The organism is Staphylococcus sp. 231237_7MaSpsaltlick, from assembly GCF_043107035.1.
In genome coordinates, this window is sequence record NZ_JBICNX010000001.1 from 83,900 (window position 1) to 101,720 (window position 17,821).

The 17,821-nt window shown below is 31.9% G+C and carries 19 protein-coding genes; 10 read left to right on the plus strand and 9 right to left on the minus strand.

What is annotated here, in order from left to right:
* The first annotated feature begins 88 nt into the window (after positions 1 to 88).
* The 4 genes from ACF91D_RS00495 to ACF91D_RS00510 are packed head-to-tail and all read left to right on the plus strand — an operon-like array spanning position 89 to position 3,084.
* Positions 89 to 838 (plus strand): amino acid ABC transporter ATP-binding protein, encoded by a 750-nt coding sequence (locus ACF91D_RS00495; protein ID WP_392436353.1) that lies wholly within the window; start codon positions 89 to 91, stop codon positions 836 to 838.
* Positions 835 to 1,689, plus strand: coding sequence for an amino acid ABC transporter substrate-binding protein (locus ACF91D_RS00500; RefSeq protein WP_039068044.1), 855 nt, complete (start codon positions 835 to 837; stop codon positions 1,687 to 1,689). The genes ACF91D_RS00495 and ACF91D_RS00500 overlap by 4 nt, the downstream gene beginning before the upstream one ends.
* The gene (locus ACF91D_RS00505; protein ID WP_039068045.1) at positions 1,689 to 2,372 is read left to right on the plus strand and encodes an amino acid ABC transporter permease; all 684 of its coding nucleotides are present in this window, start codon (positions 1,689 to 1,691) and stop codon (positions 2,370 to 2,372) included. Before ACF91D_RS00500 ends, ACF91D_RS00505 begins: the two co-directional genes overlap by 1 nt.
* Before the next feature lie 13 nt (positions 2,373 to 2,385).
* Positions 2,386 to 3,084, plus strand: coding sequence for an amino acid ABC transporter permease (locus ACF91D_RS00510; RefSeq protein ID WP_039068047.1), 699 nt, complete (start codon positions 2,386 to 2,388; stop codon positions 3,082 to 3,084).
* 481 nt (positions 3,085 to 3,565) lie between these two features.
* Here the strand turns inward: ACF91D_RS00510 and ACF91D_RS00515 are convergent, their stop codons facing one another.
* The 4 genes from ACF91D_RS00515 to ACF91D_RS00530 form a co-directional block, all read right to left on the minus strand.
* Entirely contained in the window at positions 3,566 to 4,648 is a 1,083-nt protein-coding gene (locus ACF91D_RS00515) for a PTS sugar transporter subunit IIC (protein ID WP_039068048.1), read from the minus strand.
* Positions 4,649 to 4,837: 189 nt separating this feature from the next.
* Positions 4,838 to 5,185, minus strand: coding sequence for a transcriptional regulator, SarA/Rot family (locus ACF91D_RS00520; RefSeq protein ID WP_039068050.1), 348 nt, complete (start codon positions 5,183 to 5,185; stop codon positions 4,838 to 4,840).
* A 535-nt stretch (positions 5,186 to 5,720) separates the two neighbouring features.
* A complete protein-coding gene (locus ACF91D_RS00525) occupies positions 5,721 to 6,080 on the minus strand; it encodes a DoxX family protein (protein WP_039068051.1) in 360 nt (119 codons plus the stop codon).
* A gap of 14 nt (positions 6,081 to 6,094) precedes the next feature.
* Positions 6,095 to 7,147, minus strand: a complete 1,053-nt coding sequence (locus ACF91D_RS00530) for an LLM class flavin-dependent oxidoreductase (protein WP_327620719.1) — start codon at positions 7,145 to 7,147, stop codon at positions 6,095 to 6,097.
* Positions 7,148 to 7,626: 479 nt separating this feature from the next.
* Between ACF91D_RS00530 and ACF91D_RS00535 the strand changes: the two genes are divergently transcribed.
* Positions 7,627 to 8,370, plus strand: a complete 744-nt coding sequence (locus ACF91D_RS00535; protein WP_069792405.1) for a CHAP domain-containing protein — start codon at positions 7,627 to 7,629, stop codon at positions 8,368 to 8,370.
* 851 nt (positions 8,371 to 9,221) lie between these two features.
* Here the strand turns inward: ACF91D_RS00535 and nhaC are convergent.
* Positions 9,222 to 10,619 (minus strand): Na+/H+ antiporter NhaC, encoded by a 1,398-nt coding sequence (gene nhaC, locus ACF91D_RS00540; RefSeq protein WP_107548483.1) that lies wholly within the window; start codon positions 10,617 to 10,619, stop codon positions 9,222 to 9,224.
* Positions 10,620 to 10,648: 29 nt separating this feature from the next.
* On the minus strand, positions 10,649 to 11,719 hold the full coding sequence (locus ACF91D_RS00545) for an NAD/NADP-dependent octopine/nopaline dehydrogenase family protein (protein ID WP_039068056.1): 1,071 nt from the start codon (positions 11,717 to 11,719) through the stop codon (positions 10,649 to 10,651).
* 270 nt (positions 11,720 to 11,989) lie between these two features.
* On the opposite strand from ACF91D_RS00545, the gene ACF91D_RS00550 reads away from it, so the two are divergent.
* The 5 genes from ACF91D_RS00550 (at position 11,990) to ACF91D_RS00570 (ending at position 15,291) form a co-directional block, all read left to right on the plus strand.
* Positions 11,990 to 12,361: a DUF4870 domain-containing protein gene (locus ACF91D_RS00550; protein WP_039068057.1), complete on the plus strand. Its 372-nt coding sequence runs from the start codon at positions 11,990 to 11,992 to the stop codon at positions 12,359 to 12,361.
* A gap of 328 nt (positions 12,362 to 12,689) precedes the next feature.
* Entirely contained in the window at positions 12,690 to 13,160 is a 471-nt protein-coding gene (locus tag ACF91D_RS00555; protein ID WP_039068058.1) for a CHAP domain-containing protein, read from the plus strand.
* Between the two features lie 433 nt (positions 13,161 to 13,593).
* Entirely contained in the window at positions 13,594 to 13,914 is a 321-nt protein-coding gene (locus ACF91D_RS00560) for a DMT family transporter (protein ID WP_069792402.1), read from the plus strand.
* On the plus strand, positions 13,914 to 14,228 hold the full coding sequence (locus ACF91D_RS00565; RefSeq protein WP_069792401.1) for a DMT family transporter: 315 nt from the start codon (positions 13,914 to 13,916) through the stop codon (positions 14,226 to 14,228). The genes ACF91D_RS00560 and ACF91D_RS00565 overlap by 1 nt, the downstream gene beginning before the upstream one ends.
* Before the next feature lie 106 nt (positions 14,229 to 14,334).
* Complete coding sequence (locus tag ACF91D_RS00570; RefSeq protein WP_039068062.1) at positions 14,335 to 15,291, plus strand: 2-hydroxyacid dehydrogenase family protein; 957 nt, start codon at positions 14,335 to 14,337, stop codon at positions 15,289 to 15,291.
* Positions 15,292 to 15,397: 106 nt separating this feature from the next.
* Here ACF91D_RS00570 and ACF91D_RS00575 read toward each other — a convergent pair whose 3' ends face one another.
* Genes ACF91D_RS00575 through ACF91D_RS00585 form a run of 3 tightly spaced genes read right to left on the minus strand, consistent with a single transcriptional unit; the run spans position 15,398 to position 17,606 of the window.
* Entirely contained in the window at positions 15,398 to 16,522 is a 1,125-nt protein-coding gene (locus ACF91D_RS00575) for an FAD-dependent monooxygenase (protein ID WP_327620720.1), read from the minus strand.
* Between the two features lie 45 nt (positions 16,523 to 16,567).
* Positions 16,568 to 17,344 carry an N-acetylglucosaminidase gene (locus tag ACF91D_RS00580; protein WP_039068065.1) on the minus strand — a complete coding sequence of 259 codons (777 nt, stop codon included), beginning with the start codon at positions 17,342 to 17,344 and terminating at the stop codon, positions 16,568 to 16,570.
* A gap of 28 nt (positions 17,345 to 17,372) precedes the next feature.
* Complete coding sequence (locus ACF91D_RS00585) at positions 17,373 to 17,606, minus strand: hypothetical protein (RefSeq protein WP_039068066.1); 234 nt, start codon at positions 17,604 to 17,606, stop codon at positions 17,373 to 17,375.
* Positions 17,607 to 17,821 lie beyond the last annotated feature (215 nt).

Here is a 17,821-nt window from a genome sequence, read left to right on the forward strand (position 1 = left end):
AATAAAGCTTTTCAAGCGCAAAAACCTTACTTTACCGATAAGATTTATTATGATAGTTTATACTTAATGAAATATTGGGGGAAATTGAATGATTAATGTTAAACATCTTATACATAAATATAATCAAAATACGATACTTAATGATGTAAGTTTTGCTCAAGAACAAGGTACTGTTACTGCAATTATTGGGCCAAGCGGTTCTGGTAAAACAACATTATTAAGGACTTTAAATGCATTAGCCTTACCAGAATCTGGGACTATTACTATTGGCGATGAAACATTTAATGCTTCAAAGCACACTAAAAAGGACATTACAAAATTACGTCAAAAATCTGCAGTGGTCTTTCAAAATTATAATTTATTTAAGAATAAAACTATTTTAGAAAATATAACTGTTGGTTTAATACATGGTAAAAATCACAGTACAACTCAAGCTAAAGAAATCGCGTTATCCTATTTAGAACGCGTTAATGTGCTAAATCAAAAAGACAAATATCCAATCCAACTGTCTGGCGGTCAAAGTCAACGCATCGGTATCATACGTGCCCTTGCCCTTAACCCAGATGTATTATTGTTGGACGAACCAACCTCTGCGTTAGATCCAGAATCTATACAGAGTGTACTATCACTCATTAAATCAATTGCACAAGAAGGTATGACAATGGTTTTAGTAACACATGAAATTGAATTTGCTAAAGCTATTGCCGATCAAATGATATTTATTGATGATGGTCAAATTATTCATCACGGTACTCCACAAGAAGTATTAGATAATTCTAAATCTGAAAGGATTCAACGTTTCTTAAATAAAGTCATCACGGAGCGTGATAATCAATGATTTTAAAAAGAGCATTTATTACTGTCCTTGTGTTTTCATCTATTGTTCTATTAACTGCTTGTACTCAAACCAACAATTCAAATAAGGGTACGCAAAAAAAAGAAGTTAAAGTAGCATTATCAGCAGAAGTCAACCCACCATACCTGTATACCAATAAGCAAAATGAGTTTGTTGGGCTCGATATGGATTATATGAAATTAATTGAAAAAAAGTTACCACAATATGACTTTAAATATGAAATAGGTGAAGAAGAATCAAATTTAGTTGGTATTGGTGCTGGTAAATTTGATATGGGAATTAACTGGTTTTTCAAAACACCTGAACGCGAAAAACAATTTCTGTACCAAGATGTGCCCTATAGTTATGCGTTGCCTATGTTAGTAGTCAATAGTAACAATACGGACATACACAGTTTAGATGATTTACCTGGAAAATCAATCACACCTATGGCACCTAGTGGCGGACTATATTCCATTTTATCTCAGTACAACAAAAATAATTCTTCAAAAATCAATATTAACACGATTCAAGAACCTTCTAATGGAGACAATTTAAAAATGGTCAGTCAGCAACGACGTGATGCCATGTTATTAAACTGGAATACTTATAAAGCCATTCAAACACAAATCAAAGAAGATGTTAAAATTGGTGGCATTGTAAAAAAAGAACCTCTACATATCGTTTACAATAAAAAACATCAAAAATTACATGATGATGTTGATCAAGCGACATTAGAATTAAAAAAAGAAGGTAAATTACAAGCACTTTCAGAAAAGTATTTTGATATTAATGTCTTCGATGACTTAGATGAAATTAATGACAAAAAAACACAATTGGAGGTTCAACGATAATGCAATCTGTAAATTGGTTAGATTTGTTTGGACAAGTATTACAACAATTACCCTTAACTTTATTAATGATTGTTATATCATTGATATGTGCATTGATTCTAGGCTTTATATTAGCCCTTATTCGCATTAAGCAAATTAAGATACTTTCACCAATTGTAAGAATTTATTTATCTTTTATACGTAGCACACCATTACTCTTACAACTATTTTTAGTTTACTTTGCACTGCCCCAACTATTGTTATTGATTCATATAGATATTAATCATTTTAGTAGATTATTTTTCGTTATCTTAGCCTTCACATTACATACTGGAGCTTATTTATCAGAAATAATACGTGCTGGATATCAATCTGTAGACTACCATCAAATAGAAGCCGGTTTATCAATCGGTCTATCCTATCCTAGAATACTAAAAGAAATAATTGTTCCACAGGCTTTAAGAAATAGTATTCCAAATTTAACAACGCAAATTATTGAACTGGTAAAAGATACTTCATTAGCTTTTACTATAGGCATCATTGATATGATGGGACAAGTTAAATTGATTATCGGGAATAATTATGGTTTAGGCATGTTAGAAGTTTATATTGTCATTTCAATCATCTATTGGATTATCGCTTTAATTATACAAGGCACATTTACTTTTATAGACAAACGTGCACAAAAACCATATCGCATTTAAGGAGGATATTCATTTGGACTTTGTTTTATATACAATAACTGAAGTGCTTAAAGGTGTTCCTAATACAATAATGATTTCTATTGTTGCCATAATCGTAGGCCTGATTGTAGGATTATGCTTTGCACTGATTCGCTTAAAACACGTTCCCGTACTGTCGCACTTTATCATTGTTTACAATTCATTTTTCAGAAGTACGCCATTAATCGTTCAGCTGTTTATTTTATATTATGGCTTACCTGCTTTTATTATATTTTTAAACGATCAATTCAAATGGCATATTAATCCAGATATTTTTTCACCTTTAATGATTGCTTTTATTGTTTTTTCATTACATGCGATAGCTTATCTATCAGAATCAATAAAGAGTGGATTACAATCGGTAGAATTTGCTCAAATAGAAGCAGCTCAAAGTGTAGGTCTTTCAAGGTTTCATATTTATAAAGAAATCGTTTTGCCTCAAGCTTTTGCGTATGCCCTGCCTAATATAGAAAACCAATTTATTATGCTAATTAAAGGGACATCACTCGCATTTGCCGTACAAGTCACTGAAATTATGGCAGTAAGTCATGTAATTGCTAATGAAGGTTATCAGTTTATAACAGTTTATTCAGTTGCAGCAGCATTTTATTGGCTATTAGCCATTTTATTAGAGTTTCTATTTTCAAAAATGGAATACAGAACAACACGTTACTTAAATACACGCACAACTTGATACAAATTAATACGTCTTAAAGATAGTTATACTTTATTTACAATAGCAACTCGCTATTAAAATAATATAGCGTTTACGTTTGTCAATCAAACTGCCAGCGGTTTTAATTTTGCTGGTTGTTTTATTCATTCAATCATTAAAACTACTCTAATTAATAATTATTAATGATCTTACGTTTACTCCACCTTTATTAACGCTTTATATTCAAAAATGAATTTAAAAGTTATTAATATGGATACATTATCAATATTAATAACTACCTGTAAATATCACCTATTACAGACGATGAACTTGTAGAGTTTTAGCTCATAAAAAACAAAGGATACGATATCAAGCTTCTACATCTTGAACATTGTATCCTTTGTTTTATAATACTTTTTTATATTTAATATATGTAGAAATATGACAAAATAAATCATTTTTAAATAGATCTTATTGTCTCTATCCTTTCTAAATCAGCCAACGTTTCATTCTCAAAATATTATAACGCTAAGCTTTTAGCATATTGTTTTTTCAATTTATAATACTTTTTAACCTTTTTAGACATCGTTCCATTTTGTAGTTCATTTTTAGTGATAATTGGATAATCTTTAAATATAAGAGAACCTAAGTATCCACAAACTGCACTGCTGATAGCACACATAACCGCAACTGTAATCACAGTTAAGGCGTTATTAAAACCAAACATAACCATAAGTCCAGCTATTGGTGTAGCAGTACCCGTCGCATCATTTACTAATCCAAACATAGCTATAATCACACCTGAAATTGCGCCACCAACAAAGTTAGTTATGTATACAGGTATTGGATTTGCAGTTACAATATCTGCTTGAGATAACGGTTCAATAGCTACTGAAATTGTCGTTTTGCGATCTCCGAACTTCATACGTTTAAATAGTACAAAATTCATAAATGAAGAACCGAATACTGCCAATGCACCTATAGCCATCGGAGTACCAGTTAATCCTAGTAATGCAGTCAATGCCATTGAACTTAATGGCGCAGTGGCAACCACAGTAATAATACCACCTAAAACAATGCCCATTAATATTGGGCTTGATGTAGTAGATTCTTTAATAATATTACCGATTTGAAGCAAACTTGCATCAACCAATGGCGTAGTACCAATTGCGATTAATCGTGTAATTGGTGCAATAACGATGATTGCTGCGATTAAGTCAAGTCCATCCGGTAACTTTTCTTCCATCCATTTCATACCAAAACTAACAATATAAGCTGCAATGAAACCGGGTAGTAAATCCATGTTGCCGCAAGCAACTGCAATAACAAATGCATAAACAGGAGATACACCCATCGCCAATGCCACTAATCCAGCAGCTGCAACACCACCAAGTCCACCGGCAGCATCTCCTAATTGGCCTAAAAATGGTATACCAATCAAGTCTCCTCCCACATACTTATGAAATGCTTCAACTAAAAATGACGCAATTGCAGCATTAGCAAGAGCACCCATCGCCTTACCACCATTAGGCGCTTTACTCGTGAATAATGTAAACAAACATAATACAATCCCTAAAAATATGACTCCAATTAGTAAATTCATGATAACACCTTTCCCAGTCGTTTTTGTATGCGCTTTCATTCAACAAATATTAGTATAACACAGTTAATTTGTTTCTAAAAATAAATATTAGTTGGATACATAATAAATATTATAATTTTACATTATTCAGAATATTCTTTTTATTTTTACTTATGTACAATTTGGTTTCACCACTACCTTCATCAATCATTACAATGTTTGTTGCAATGTTTTAATTATCTCATTTATTTTACCACGTTGCGTTTCATTCACACGAACAACTACAGTTCGTTCATCTATTTCACTTCTCTTTTTACTCAAATACCCCATTTTAATTAGTTTCTGCAAAGCTTTCGTTAAATAATAAGGTTGTAGTTCTGAATACTTAGCTATTTCTTTTGCCGTAATTTCATTGTCTTTACAATTGAAAATATAGTTTAAAATGAATATTTCTTCATAGTTAAGCTTATGTTGCTTTTTAGTTGTTTTGAAAAATTGTTTGCCCTTTTGATACGTTGTAATTAATTCATTTAGTGTTTTAAAATTTTGTTCAATCATAAAACCACTCCTTCTGTTTCTTCGTGATGTTAATATGTCAAAGTGATTCCTAACAATATTAATATAATAATTCTATACTATTACGTGGCGTTAATTCAATATCTCCAAGTATAAGAAATATTAAAAAATACTACTATTTTTTTAGTATTTACTTTTCAATTTCAAATTTTAGTTGGATATTCATTCTTTTTATTACTAAAAAAAGAATATGTCTAACCATTGCATTTAACAAATGATGATTTTGTAAATTACAATCTATTCCCTTCTCTCTTAACTACTCGGATGTATCACGAATATAATAATAAAGTAAATCATAGATATTCTATTTCAAAATTTATTTTTTTATATGTCCGAATGTTATTCAAATATAACTATTTTCATTATTTACCATATAAATAAAGTAAAATAGTGCCTAAGTCACTTGTCTTACAACAATAAAAGCCGAAACATACTTAAATGTCCCGGCTCTTGTCATCTATATAGTGACACTTCAAAAGTGTTACTCTTTATTTATTAATACGTTTAAATTAATGACTTACTTTTTTTTACAATCAATTGTGTCAAGGAAGCTTAACGCTGCTAAACCTGATAAATCTAAAGCGTGTTTAGCGCCTGCTTTACCATGACCAGCTTCAAAATGTTTGTATGCAGCTACACCTAAAACTGAAATTGTTAATAGTGAAGCAACACGAGAAAGTCTTTTACTAGCAAAACTTAATACGAAGAATACGGCACTTAATGCTTCTACTGAACCAGCTAAAGGTACTGCGTTTGAAGGTAAATTAAATACCTCTACAAATGTATCTTTCATTGATTGGTCACCTTTAAGTTTAGGTTTTGCTGCGCCATATAATTCTTTAGCTAATTTTAAATTTGTTAAATAACGTAATATCATTACAAAATCTCCTTTTATTTGTTTTCAAAAAATTTATCTACAATAGGTTTTACCCGCTCTGCCAACAATTTAATTGTGTTAATTGTGTTTTCATGTGGCATTGATCCAACAGGGGTATGCAACATAAAGCGCGTAATACCTAAAGCTTCAATCGTTTCAATTATTTTTTGAGCAACCGTTTCAGGACTGCCTACATATAGTGCGCCATTTGGTCCGGCTTCTCGCTCAAAACTATTCTCATCATACATTGGCCATCCACGTTCTTTTGCCAATATATCATGATTTGCCTTAACCGATGGAAAGAACTCTCGTTTTGCCTGTTCATCTGTTTCAGCAATGTATCCCCAAGAATGTGTAGCTATTGGTAGTTCATCTACGTTATGTCCATAAGATTCAGCAATAGATCTGTACATATCTATATTTCTTCTAAATCTTTTTGGGTCGCCACCTATTATAGCATAAGTTATCGGTAATCCTAATGCTCCTGCTTTTAAAGAAGATTCAGGTGTACCTCCAGTAGCAATAGTAATCGGTAGTGAACCTCTTTCTGTTCTTGGATAAACGCCTAAATTATGAATTGATGATCTCATATGACCTTCCCAATTTACAATTTCCTTTTGGTTAATCTGCATTAATAAGTCAATCTTTTCATTGAAAAGTTGCTCATAATTTTTCAAGTCATAACCAAACAATGGAAATGATTCAATAAATGATCCTCTACCTACCATAATTTCAGCACGTCCATTTGAAACTGCATCCAATGTAGAAAATCTTTCATAGACACGCACAGGGTCGTCAGAAGATAGTACAGTTACTGCGCTACTAAGTTTAATATGTTTAGTATTCCTTGCTGCGGCTGCTAATACAGTTACTGGGTCAGATACGGCATAATCAGGCCTATGGTGTTCTCCTAAGCCATAAACATCGAGTCCATATTGATCTGCTACTTTAATTTCTTCTATTATATTACGAATTCTCTGTGCGTTACTAATAGCAGGTTGATAACCATCTTCCATATATATGTCACTGTTATCAGCAAAAGATGTTAAACCCAATTCAACCTTCATGTGTTCACCTCACTAATTAGGTATAATTTTTATACTACTATATTAATACCTTCCTTATATGGTGTCAATATCATTGCTTAAATAACAAATATTAAATTAATTAGCATAATACATTAGACATTTCATCATAATAAAGTAAGTAATAATTTTAGATTTTTAAATATCTAAATCTTGCATTTTTTAGCGTTTCAAATTTTCTGTTATTTTACAGCCTTGTAATAAAGCGTAGTGCAATGTTACACCAAGTTAATTGAAAATGCTGTAACAACAGCGATTATACACATGAAGTCTTATATTTCTTTTGTTACATAAACAGATATATTATTAGAACTAAATTACAAAATGATAACAACCCACACAAACGTAAGTTTTTCTGATAAAGTATTGCTTGTCGTTAAAACAGCGAATAAAAAATTATAAAAATTGTCGTTTAGAGACTGGGATATATTTATTTACAATTCTTAGGAGGATATTTAACAATGAAAAAAATCGCTACAGCTACAATCGCTACTGCAGGAATCGCTACTTTTGGTTTAGCTCAACATGAAGCAGACGCAGCAGAAAACAATAATGGTGGTTATAATCCAAATGACCCTACTTCATATAGCTATTCTTATACAATAGATCAACAAGGTAACTACAACTACACTTGGGAAGGTAACTGGAACCCAAGTCAAGCAGACCAAGGTCACTCAAACAGTGGTTATAGCTACAATAACTACAATAACAATAATTCATATGCTACAAGCAACACGAACTCAACTCAATCATATACAGCAAATAACCAAGGTACTGGTGGAAGTGGCGCAGTTTCAAACTCAACTTCAAGCAGCAATGTTAAAGTTAGTACAACTAGTGCACCATCAAGTTCTTCAAACTCAATTTCAAATACTTCAGGTTCTTCAAACAACCTATATACTGCTGGACAATGTACATACTATGTATACGACAAAGTTGGCGGTAAAATCGGTTCTACTTGGGGCAATGCTAACAACTGGGCTAGCGCAGCAGCATCTTCAGGTTACACAGTAAACAACAACCCTTCACAAGGTTCAATCTTACAATCTTCAACTGGTGCTATGGGACATGTTGCATACGTTGAAAATGTTAACAGCGACGGTTCAATTAACGTTTCTGAAATGAACTACGGCCAAGGTGCTGGCGTTGTAACTTCACGTACTATCTCTGCAAGCGAAGCTTCAGGTTACAACTACATTCACTAATAGTAATACAAAAAAGACCAAATGCTATTTTAGCATTTGGTCTTTTTATTATATTTACAATTAAATGTTCACTATATCCATATTGATTAATAATGCTTGCATTAGCTACATAAATCAAAACAAATATCTTACTATATTTAAATTTTTTACTTCTCTTTTTAAGTTATCTTTATACATCAAGATATGATTAAGGCTTTGCTTTATGATAAAAAATCATTATTTAAGTAATCCATTCAAATATCGCAATATACCTAATATTTCATCTAAAAGCCTTTGCTACATTAATCAATCGATTTTGTCATGTAATATCGCTACAATATACAAAACAAAACCGATTGCACAATAGATAACGGAAGTATATTTAACAATTTTTACCTATATTGAAATATTGATGAGTTTCAATGTCTAATAGTAATATCGCTACAATTATTACTATGTATAACAAAGATCCACCTCATTCATAGTTATATTTAGCCTGTTTATAATTTTTTAAACTTCTAATTTGAATTTCCTATTAAAATAAGAGTCAAAAACTTGTATATTATTAGCATAACAAAGCATTATTCAAACTGATATTTGACTTTTCACAGGAAAAAAGTGCGTATAAGATAACGTGACAGAAGCCAAGTTTATTTAAAAATGATTTCGTCATCCCTCACATCCCTCAGTAAAGATACCTAGAGAGTGAAAGGAATACTAGGTTTACCTGAGCTGAAACTTATGCATAAGTTTCACTAGCTCAATATAATGATTAAAGCTGAGACAATAAAAATTTGCCTCAGCCTTTCCCATGCTTTCCTATTCAAGTGTTAAAAACTCTAAACATTTTGACTCCAATTAATTAAAAATGCTCACTCTGTTACTCTTGCTTTTTTAATACCGATACCGCTGAAACCATAAAATAGTGCAAAAACGATACATAAATAGCATGGAATTGTCCATATGAAGAATTGATCTACAGTCACTCCTAATTGTTGTGTATAATAAATGCCTGATGTCCCCCAAGGAATTAATGGAATAATCATAGTTCCAGAATCTTCAAGCGTTCTAGACAAATTAGAACGGTCAAGTCCCATTTTATTATACATTTCCAACATCAATACACCTACCATAATAATTACAACAGAAGCTACTCCTGCTGCAAGAACCATCATAATACCGCCAAGTACTGTAGCTAGTATTAATTGACCAACAGAATTGATATTTTTAGAAATTTTATTAAGTATTACATCTAAACAACCAGCTTTTTCAACAATGCCGGCAAAAGCATAACCACAAAAAATTGTAACGACAATTTCAGTCATACTCATCATGCCACCCTGTTCAATTAAACCAATTGTTCTATCAGTTAATTCTCCATTATTTGATGACGCCATCGCTTTATTGAACCCATCAAATGTTGATTTGAACCCATCAACCATATTAAATCCATTATTGAATACACCAACAATAATGGCACTTAAACTCGAAATAAGCATTGCTGGTACTGTAGAAATTTTTATCAACAAACAAATAATAATGATGACTAACGGCAACCAAACAAAAATATTAATATTATAAACTAGGGATAGTTCATTGAGTAATTCATTAACATTTGAAGTATTCGTATTTCCACCAAATTGTCTTCCAACAATATACCAAACAATGAGTCCTATAATCGAAGCTGGAACTGTTGTCCATATCATTGCTCTAATATGTGAAAAAATATTCACTTTTGTAACTAATGCAGCTAAATTTGTTGTATCAGACAAAGGCGACATTTTGTCTCCGAACACTGCTCCTGCGATAATGGCGCCTGCAGCCATACCTTCTGGGATATGTAATTGTGTGGAAATAGCCATTAATGCGATACCTGCTGTAGAAGCTGACCCCCAAGCTGTACCAGTCGCTACAGATGTTATAGCACAAATAACAAAAGCTGATACTAAAAACAAATTAGGATTTAAAAATTCTAATCCATAATAAATTAATGCTGGAACTGTTCCTGAAAACATCCATGTTCCAACGATAATTCCTACTGATAAAATAATAAAAATTGCTGGCATCGCTGTTGCTAATCGATGCGTTATACCTTCTTCTAAATCTTGCCATTTCAAACCTACACGTCTGGCTATCAAGGCTGCGTATGCAGAAGATAAAATTAATAATGCTTGTATAGGTATTTCAAAAACCACAAAACCTGTAATAACGATTACAATCATGACTAATATGGTTGAGATTGACTCTAAAAATGTTGGTTGTCTTTTCATACGCAATCCCCCTTGCTCAATTATTTTAATTAATCAAGCCCTAATTTATCTTTCCCTAACTCGCCTATCGTCAGCCCTTCTTCAAAGAAGTCACGCTCTAAAATAGTTGAAGCAATGACAATAATTGCATCAATATTCGGTGTTGGAACATCAATCTCACGTCCAAGACTAGACCATAATACAAGACCAAAAGCAATATCTTCAGTTAAATAACGATTTTTAACATGATTTGGCCCCTTTATTTGTGAAAATACTGGGCTTGTATTAAATAATCTATTTAATGGCTCATCCTCGTCTTGCCTTTCTAAATAACCACGTTCAATACGTGCTTCCTTCGCTGAGGATAACTCAAACCCTAATTTACGTCCTAATGTTAGGCGTTCTAATTCAACTGCATGTAGTAACCTCACTGTATGTTTAGTAATTCCCTCTTCATATAAAGCAAATTCATCTGCATAATCAATGCGCCCTACGTTTAATAATGTTGGACCTGGATGAACTTCAGGGTTACCATTCTCTAAATTAGTTTTCCATAAGCTTTCTTCTTTTACAATATATGGATATAATATTTCAATTTTATCGAAACAGTCACTCAAATAATCTTTATCATAAGTTGAAAAATGTACTTTTCTCACGTTCAATGATAAATCTACACGAGCTTCTTCAAAATTCACTCGTGTGCCATAAGTTAACGTATTGACTTCTGCAAAATGAGGCATGACATCTATATGCATATCTTCCAGAACATTCATAAACCGTATAGAACCCATAGCTGCTGCAATATTGAAGAATATCAATTGTTCTTTTTTCACGAAAGGCGCCATAGTATGAGCATAATGTTCAATGAATGATGATGGTATGATTACTTGAATAACTTCGGCATCACCAATTACATATTCCATATCATCACTAATATCTGTAAATTCTACAAAGCTTTCTTCACCTTCATTGTTAAAAGTAAATCCACCTTGTTCTAACGCTTTATCAAATTTATTAATAGATTGATTCCGACAATATAACTTCACTTCATGTCCTTTATTAATCATATCTAACGCTGCTGTTACCGCTCCATTCCCTGATCCTACGATAGCAATTTTCATAACCAACCCTCTTTCCAAGTTTTTTAGAATGTACAATTTATAATGTTACTTTCAACTATAACCTAATAAGAAATTGAATAAACACTGGTTTACAACTTAATTTTACGGCTATAACATAAGTAAGATACCTATAGTGGCATTGCTACATTTTAACAACTAAAGTCAGATCAAAATAGATGTATCTTGAAAATTTTTGTATTATTTTAATTACATACTAAAGTCCACTTATATTTGATATGATTATATTAAAGTAAAGGAGGTTTGTTTCTTATGACAGAACAGTTTGACGAGCAAGTTTCACACACACACGGGAATCAAGAACCAGATGCGGACGCAAGATTAATGGCAACACTTATTTATGTTTTAAGTTTCTTTACATCTTTAATTGCACCATTAATTATTTGGTTAATTAAACGAGAAGAATCGCCATTTGTAGATAGAGCTGGTAAGAATTATTTGAACTTTTTACTTTCTTACTTAATTTGGGTAACCGTTGCTACAATCGCTATTCTTATTATTATAGGAATTATTATTCTTCCAATACTTGTACTTTTAAATTTCATTTTCACAATTGTAGCAGCTGTAAAAGCATATAATGGTGAAGATTATTTACCGCCATTATCAATTAGATTCTTCAAATAATTTGAAACGCAATTTTGTGACTTTTTACAGTGAATGTAACAATAAAGTCGGAGCGTATTCCAAATTTATAGCAAAAACCTTGTAATATCACCGTTTATGAAATATTACGGCTCGATACTATTTTGTAACCTTACATCTCGTTTATTACAACGATATGTGAGGTTTTTTTAATTGTTTTACAAAAGCGTAACATTCCACACAAAGCTTGATTCATCTGTTAGAGTATTACTTGTCGTTGAAAGCAAAGCGAAAAATAAAATTTAAATTTAAAGATAAGCATTTAAGCTAAAATATAAACTTTTAAAATCTTTGGGAGGATTTATTAATTATGAAAAAATTAGTTACAGCAACAACGTTAACAGCAGGTATTGGTGCAGCAATCGTAGGATTAGATCACGGAAACGAAGCTGATGCAGCTGAACAAACACAACAAAGCCAACCAACAAATGAAACTACACAATCTAACCACTCAGGTGCTAACTTATATACTGCTGGACAATGTACTTGGTATGTATTTGACAAAGTAGGCGGAGGCATTGGATCTACTTGGGGAAATGCTAATAATTGGGCTTCTGCAGCTTCTTCTGCAGGTTATTCAGTAGATAACAATCCAGAAGCTGGTTCAATCTTACAATCAGGTTCAGGCCCAATGGGTCATGTGGCTTACGTTGAAAGCGTTGGTAGTGACGGCTCAGTTACAGTATCAGAAATGAACTATAACGGCGGACCTTATTCAGTAAGTGAACGTACAATTTCAGCTGGTGAAGCAAGCTCTTATAACTATATCCACGTAAACTAATATATAGTTAAAAATTAATATTGGTATTTCACATAAATAATTTTAATTCAACTTATTTATACTTTATACCCTATTGAGTCCGGAACATAAACATATGTTTCGGACTTTTTTTTAAAGAACTACTTTTTCATTTATGAAAATTAGTAGTTCTTACACATGAGCGTTAGCTCAGGTGTTCCTTTTATGAAAATTATCAGTGTTCTACACATTAACTTCAATTATACGCTTATTAAACTTTTCCAACCTCATTACCCTTATTACCCATATATTAATATTCAAATTTGATTTTTTTGTCTCCCACTTTTCTGATAATTTTCTTTTTTTATGAAAATTAATCGCAAATTACTATAACTTTTATACAATTAATAACATTGAATTCTTATATATTATTTGAGAAAATAAAATAGTTTAGTGAAAAAAGGAGGCACAATTTATGCAGTGGTTTAAAGTTATCTTAGCTGGATTAATTGAAATATTGTGGGTAACAGGACTAAATGCTGCTGATTCTTTACTTAGTTGGACTGGTACAATCATCGTGATTATAATTAGTTTCTTCTTAGTTATTTCCGCTTGTAAATACCTTCCAGTTGGGACAGTTTATGCTGTCTTTGTTGGTATTGGCGCAGTTGGAACTGTAGCAGTAGATATGATCTTTTTGGGTGACCCGTTTAACTTTTTAAAAGTCGGCTTAATCATTTTATTAGTTATTGGTATTATTGGATTAAAATTATCAACAGAGGAGGCTGAAAGCTGATGGCTTGGTTTATATTATTTATTGCGGGGTTATTAGAAGTCGTCGGCGTTGTTATCTTAAATGAAATTGCACGAACTAAAAATAAATGGCTAGTTGTACTCTTAGCTGTCGCTTTTGTCTTTAGTTTTAGCACACTTAAAGTCGCAATGAATGATATACCAATGGGAACTGCTTACGCCATTTGGAGTGGTATTGGTACTGGAGGCGGCACTTTAGTTGGTATGCTCATCTATAATGAATCTAAAAGTATAAAGCGCATTTTCTTTATTGCTCTTATTATCTTATCTATTGTTGGATTAAAATTAATAAACTAAATTTTAAAAATGTAAAACGTTTTCATATTTTTCTATATAATCATCACTTTTATTTGTTTGACTCAATGAAATTTACTATACTTTAATATAAAGGAAGTGATTATACATGGTAAAAGTTTATATAGCAGGTCCAATTCCAGAGGTAGGACTCAACTTATTAAAAGATCAAGGTTTTGAAGTTGATATGTATGAAGGCAAAGGCATTATTGATAAAGAAACACTAAAAGAAGGTGTGAAAGATGCAGATGCATTAATTAGCCTACTTTCAACGAATGTAGATAAAGATGTGATTGATGCAGCAAATAATTTAAAAATTATTGCAAATTACGGTGCAGGTTTCAATAATATAGATGGCGATTATGCACGCCAACTCAATATAGATGTTACCAATACACCTAAAGCTTCAACTAACTCAACTGCTGAATTAACATTTGGACTTGTACTCTCAGCTGCAAGACGCATTGTAGAAGGAGACAAATTATGTCGTACAACTGGTTTTGATGGATGGGCGCCATTATTTTTCCGTGGTAGAGAAGTTTCTTGTAAGACTATTGGTATTATCGGGCTTGGAGAAATTGGTAGCGCAGTAGCAAGACGTGCGAAAGCATTTGATATGAATGTGCTTTATACAGGTCCTAACCAAAAAGTTGATAGAGAACGAGAAATCGGCGCTAAATACGTAGATTTAGATACATTGTTAAAAAATTCGGATTTCGTAACAATAAATGCTGCATATAATCCAAAAATGCATCATCAGATTGATACTGAACAATTTAAAATGATGAAACCAACAAGTTATCTTATCAATGCTTCAAGAGGCCCTATCGTACATGAACAAGCCTTAGTACAAGCTCTAAAAGATAAAGAAATTGAAGGCGCAGCATTAGATGTTTTTGAATTCGAACCAGAAATTAACGACGAACTAAAAACATTAGATAATGTTGTACTCACACCGCATATTGGTAATGCAACATTTGAATCTCGTGATATGATGTCTAAAATTGTTGCAAATGATACAGTTAGTAAATTGACTAATAATGAACCTAAATACGTAGTTAACTAACGTTTTAAATATATTTTTAAAAGTTATTAGGCAATAAGCAAAGAACCTAGAGACACGTTTTGTAAATCAAACGTATTTCTAGGTTCTTATTATTTATTACAATATTTTATTTGCTTTTTGCTTTATATAAAAATTTCGTTTGTCTAGACACCAATTGATTGGGTATTAATTTAGCAATTTTATTGCGCAAAGCAATTAATGGTCTATTACTTAGTTGTGCTAATTTACCTATTTTTCTAGACTTTTTGATTACTTTCTTTGTATGTTTAACACGTAATTTATCATATTTTTGAAGTGCTTCTTCAAATGGGTACGCCCCCAAACAATTTGCAAGTACAATAGCATCTTCCATCGCTTGTCCTGCACCTTGTCCCATGTTTGGCGTAGTTGCATGCGCTGCATCGCCTAAAAGTATCACACGTTGATAAACGAATGTTTTCAAAGGTTGTAAATCATACATATCATGTAATAAAATTTCTGTTTCACTTTGTTTGTCTAAAATCTGTCTAACTTCATTAGGAAAATGATTAAATCTAGCTTGCAGATGAGGCTTACCATAAGACTTCAATCTAGCATCTTGTGCTTTAGTATTAATTGAAATAAACCAATATGCTTTATTATTCAATAATGGGACGATTCCTACTCTTCCTTTAGATGACCAATATTCTTTGGCAATGTTGTCCGGTTTAATATCTACATCTTCCACTAAGCCTCTAAACACCGTATAACCTTGATATAATATTTTACTATTAGGCGCTATTGTGCTGCGGATATGAGAATGTAAACCATCCGCACCAATACATAAATCAAATGCTTCTGATTGATGTTCAGCAAAATGTAATTCAACTTTCAAGGCACCACTATCTACGCGCTTTACTTTATGATTTGTATATATGATAGAGTCAGGTACGTATGATTTAATAACATCTAACAGCCCTTGTCTTGTCATAGTTAAATTCACAGTATTCTTTTTAAGTTTCGCTTTACTTAATACGTTAGCTTTCTCGTCTAAAACTTCCATCACATCTATAATTTGCCCAATATTTTTAATACCTTTAGCTAAATCATGTTTCCCTAATTTATCGATGACGTTACCACCGATTCCTATACCTGCTCCAGCTTCAGCTATTTCTCTATTTTTCTCAAACACCTTTATTTCATGTCCTTGTTCTTTTAATAAAGCTGCTGCGGTTAAACCACCGATGCCTGCTCCAACTATAGCTATTTTCATTTTCAAACCACTCCAACTTTCCCTAATCTTCTCTATTGTTATTGTTTATAAATAATAATCTTTATTTACATGATCTTTTTTTATACCTAAATCATTGTAGTACCTTTGCATAAACGTTGCGATATTTTCATCCCATTCAATATCACTGGCATATTGATGTTCTCCTGGAGATTCTGGATTCCAACGCATTTGATATAACGAAAGTTGCTTATTTTCAAAATAATTATTTCTTACAAATTTAGCCCCACCCATAATGGCCTTTTCAGGGGAAGTCCACTTCTGTTTCTTAGCAAAACTACTACCAGTGTGCACAGCATCTTCATCAAATGCTCCTATACCATAAAAGTTATAGTAGTGTTCTCCATCATCTTCAATGCCTTCAGCTAAATCTGATTGTCCGTTACCCGTTTCTACAAGCGCATGACTGATTAAATATAGTACGTTTACTTCATATTCATCTTGCGCTTTTAAAAACGTCTTACCTTTATTTTTTAAAATGCCTTTGTCTTTTAAGATATTATTTACTTCTTTTTCAGACATTGGCACTTTTTCAGAAATATCCATGTGATTCAAATTATCTTTTTCATTATTAACATCCATTGCTTGCTTTACATCTCTTTTTGAAGCATCAACAAATTGACCATCTTTTTCGGTCATATTTAATGTACCTGCTCCTACTTGTTTATCAACCGCTTCATCAAACGTGTGTGTCTTACGATTATCAAACAAATCCGTTTCATTAATAACCAATAAAACAACAAATATTAATACAATTAATGCCACCAAAATCAACGGTAATTTACGCTTTAGATTTTCATTCATTATGTGAAATAACCCCTTATCCTACACTTTATTTTGTTAATGTAACATAAGCAAATACAATAGCAATTAAAACAATTACAAAGGAAACATTAATTGCTATTCTCATACCTTTTCTATCTCTAAATAACGTGTTAAATATAGTTAAGCTAATGACTAAAGATAATACAAACATGGTCATCGCTATTAAGATATTATAAGTTAATAAAAATACAATACCGATAACTAGAAATATATTAGACATTATAGCTGAGATTTTTATCATTTTCGGATTGATACGTCTTCCACTCCTAACCTTAAATAATAAGTTAAATAAAACACTAATAATAGAAATTGTATCACATTTAATCATCTTTCAATATGTCATTTTAAAACAATAACAGTAAAGCTATCAAAAGAAATTCAAATTCCTCTGTTGATTTCATCACACTCTCTACAGATAATTTGATTTTTAAGCAACTAAATATGTATTAATCGATA

Coding starts and splice junctions, on each gene's coding strand:
- ACF91D_RS00495 (WP_392436353.1), top strand. CDS start 89: ATGATTAATGTTAAACATCTTATACATAAATATAATCAAAATACGATA.
- ACF91D_RS00500 (WP_039068044.1), top strand. CDS start 835: ATGATTTTAAAAAGAGCATTTATTACTGTCCTTGTGTTTTCATCTATT.
- ACF91D_RS00505 (WP_039068045.1), top strand. CDS start 1,689: ATGCAATCTGTAAATTGGTTAGATTTGTTTGGACAAGTATTACAACAA.
- ACF91D_RS00515 (WP_039068048.1), bottom strand. CDS start 4,648: ATGAATTTACTAATTGGAGTCATATTTTTAGGGATTGTATTATGTTTG.
- ACF91D_RS00520 (WP_039068050.1), bottom strand. CDS start 5,185: ATGATTGAACAAAATTTTAAAACACTAAATGAATTAATTACAACGTAT.
- ACF91D_RS00525 (WP_039068051.1), bottom strand. CDS start 6,080: ATGATATTACGTTATTTAACAAATTTAAAATTAGCTAAAGAATTATAT.
- ACF91D_RS00530 (WP_327620719.1), bottom strand. CDS start 7,147: ATGAAGGTTGAATTGGGTTTAACATCTTTTGCTGATAACAGTGACATA.
- ACF91D_RS00535 (WP_069792405.1), top strand. CDS start 7,627: ATGAAAAAAATCGCTACAGCTACAATCGCTACTGCAGGAATCGCTACT.
- nhaC (WP_107548483.1), bottom strand. CDS start 10,619: ATGAAAAGACAACCAACATTTTTAGAGTCAATCTCAACCATATTAGTC.
- ACF91D_RS00545 (WP_039068056.1), bottom strand. CDS start 11,719: ATGAAAATTGCTATCGTAGGATCAGGGAATGGAGCGGTAACAGCAGCG.
- ACF91D_RS00550 (WP_039068057.1), top strand. CDS start 11,990: ATGACAGAACAGTTTGACGAGCAAGTTTCACACACACACGGGAATCAA.
- ACF91D_RS00555 (WP_039068058.1), top strand. CDS start 12,690: ATGAAAAAATTAGTTACAGCAACAACGTTAACAGCAGGTATTGGTGCA.
- ACF91D_RS00560 (WP_069792402.1), top strand. CDS start 13,594: ATGCAGTGGTTTAAAGTTATCTTAGCTGGATTAATTGAAATATTGTGG.
- ACF91D_RS00565 (WP_069792401.1), top strand. CDS start 13,914: ATGGCTTGGTTTATATTATTTATTGCGGGGTTATTAGAAGTCGTCGGC.
- ACF91D_RS00570 (WP_039068062.1), top strand. CDS start 14,335: ATGGTAAAAGTTTATATAGCAGGTCCAATTCCAGAGGTAGGACTCAAC.
- ACF91D_RS00575 (WP_327620720.1), bottom strand. CDS start 16,522: ATGAAAATAGCTATAGTTGGAGCAGGCATCGGTGGTTTAACCGCAGCA.
- ACF91D_RS00580 (WP_039068065.1), bottom strand. CDS start 17,344: ATGAATGAAAATCTAAAGCGTAAATTACCGTTGATTTTGGTGGCATTA.
- ACF91D_RS00585 (WP_039068066.1), bottom strand. CDS start 17,606: ATGATAAAAATCTCAGCTATAATGTCTAATATATTTCTAGTTATCGGT.